The organism is Arthrobacter sp. 2YAF22_2 (genome assembly GCF_052114645.1).
Lineage (GTDB): Bacteria > Actinomycetota > Actinomycetes > Actinomycetales > Micrococcaceae > Arthrobacter.
Map to the genome: position 1 here is coordinate 1 of NZ_JBFRFD010000562.1, position 2,189 is coordinate 2,189.

At 66.6% G+C, this 2,189-nt stretch carries 2 protein-coding genes; both read left to right on the forward strand.

The window, feature by feature from the left end; translation table 11 throughout:
• Positions 1-1,413, forward strand: a 1,413-nt coding sequence (locus AB4Y86_RS17295) for an NAD-glutamate dehydrogenase domain-containing protein (protein ID WP_441403396.1), incomplete at its 5' end; no start/stop codon positions are given.
• Between the two features lie 37 nt (positions 1,414-1,450).
• Positions 1,451-2,189: histidine kinase N-terminal domain-containing protein (locus AB4Y86_RS17300; RefSeq protein WP_441403397.1), on the forward strand; the 739-nt coding region annotated here is incomplete at its 3' end.

Sequence of the window (2,189 nt, forward strand, 5' to 3'; positions counted from 1 at the left end):
GGCATGACCCAGCGCGGGCGCATCGAGGCAGCGTTGCAGGGCGTCATCCTGAACACTGACGCCATTGACAACTCTGCGGGCGTGGACTGCTCCGACCACGAGGTCAACATCAAGATCTTCGTGGATCGCATGGTGGCCGCCGGCAAGCTGGCCCCCGCGGAGCGCGCGGAGTTCCTCGGTTCGATGACGGAGGAAGTCGGCCGGCTGGTGCTTGAGGACAACATCGACCAGAACATCCTGCTGCTTAACGACCGGATGCGCGTCGCCGAATGGAGCCCCAGCTACGAGCGGCTGATGGATTGGCTCGAGAAATCCGCCGACCTCAAGCGCGAGCTCGAGGCGCTGCCCACCACCGAGACGCTGCGCGAACGTCTTGAGCAGGGCCAAGGTCTGACCTCGCCGGAACTCTCCGTGCTGGCCGCCTACGCCAAAATCGAACTCGCCGCCGCGCTGCGGGACAGCGACCTCGCGGTGGACCCGTGGTTCCGCGAGACCCTCCGGGCTTACTTCCCGAAGCAGCTGCGCGAACGGTTCGACGCAGACCTGGACACCCACCCGCTGCGCCGCGAAATCATCGCGACAGTGGTCGCGAACGACATGATCAACATGGGCGGCATCACGTTCGCGTTCCGCGCCATGGAGGAAACGTCCGCCACCGAAGCCGCGGTCGCCAAGGCCTTTGTCGCCCTCCGCGAGGTCTACGAGCTGAACATCATGGTGGCCGAGCTCAACGCACTCCCGGCGTCGTTCCCGACCGAGCACTGGAGCACCGTCCACCTGGACATCCGCCGGCTGCTGGACCGCGCGGTCCGCTGGGTCCTGAGCCAGGGCAACGCCGCGCGCCCGATCGCCGAAATCGTGGCCGAATTCAAGCCGCTGATGGACCCGATGCGGGCCCGGCTGCTGGACTACCTGCGCGGCGACGACCGCGAGCGGGTGATGCATTGGCTCGAGAAGGCCCGGAGCTGGGAGCTTCCAGAGGATCTGGCGCACCGCTGGGCGGAGCTGTTTGAAAGCTTCGTGCTGCTGGACATTGCCAAGATCGTGCAGCTCAGCCCCGAGCCGGTGGAGAACATCGCGCACGTCTACTACTCGGTCTTCAACCGGTTCCACGCCGATTCGCTGCTCGAGCGCATCACCAAGCTGCCCCGTAAGGACCGCTGGCAGGCCCTGGCCCGTGCGGCCCTCCGCGACGACCTGTACTCGACCGTCTCGGACATGACGACGGCGGTCCTGGCGACGACACCGCCGGACATGCCGTCGGAGGAACGGCTGGCAGCCTGGGAAGGCCAGAATGTCGAGCAGTTGGGCCGGGCCAAGTCGATGTTCGACGAGGTGAACGCCCTCGAGGCCGATGACATGGCCTCACTGTCGGTAGCATTGAGGCTCTTGAGGTCAATCGTCCGACGCTAGGGAGTTTGCAGTTCCCGGCGTCGCAAATGGAGGTGCAGTGGCAATCTTTACGGACCCTATCAGGGAGCATGCTGATTTCGGGCCGGGGGATGCCGAGTGGTTGCACCTGCTCGTGGGGGACTGGCAGATGGTCGCCGACCTCGCGTTCGCCGACCTGGCCTTGTGGTTCCCGCACCCGGAGCTCGGCTACGTGGCGCTGGCCCATGTCCGCCCCTCCACCACGCATACGGTGTTCCACGCCGACTTCGTGGGGGAGGGGATCCGCTCGGACCTGAAACGGCTCGTCGACAAGGCCTGGGAAACCCGTACGATCGAACGGTCCAACGAGACCAACTGGAGCAGCGACACAGCCATGCGGGTCGAGGCCGTGCCGATGGTTCGCAACGGCCGGACGCTGGCGGTGGTGACCTCACACATGGACCTCTCCAGCTCCCGGATGCCCTCGCGGCTGGAACTGACCTACCGCCAGTGCGCCTACGACCTGCTGCGCATGGGGACCCTGGGCCTCTGGCCGGACTTTGCCTCGCCCACCGGGTCGCGCCGCGGCGCGCCCCGCGTCGGGGACGGGCTGATCCGGCTCGACGCCGAAGGGATCGTGCAGTATGCGAGCCCCAACGGCGTATCGGCATTCCGACGGCTCGGCGACGGAGAATCGCTCGAAGGCAGGTCGCTGGCCGAGGTCACGGCCGGCCTGCTGAGAGACCGCCGGATGGTGGATGAGACCCTGCCGCTTGTCGTCACCGGACGCATGCCGTGGCGCAGCGAGATCGAATCCC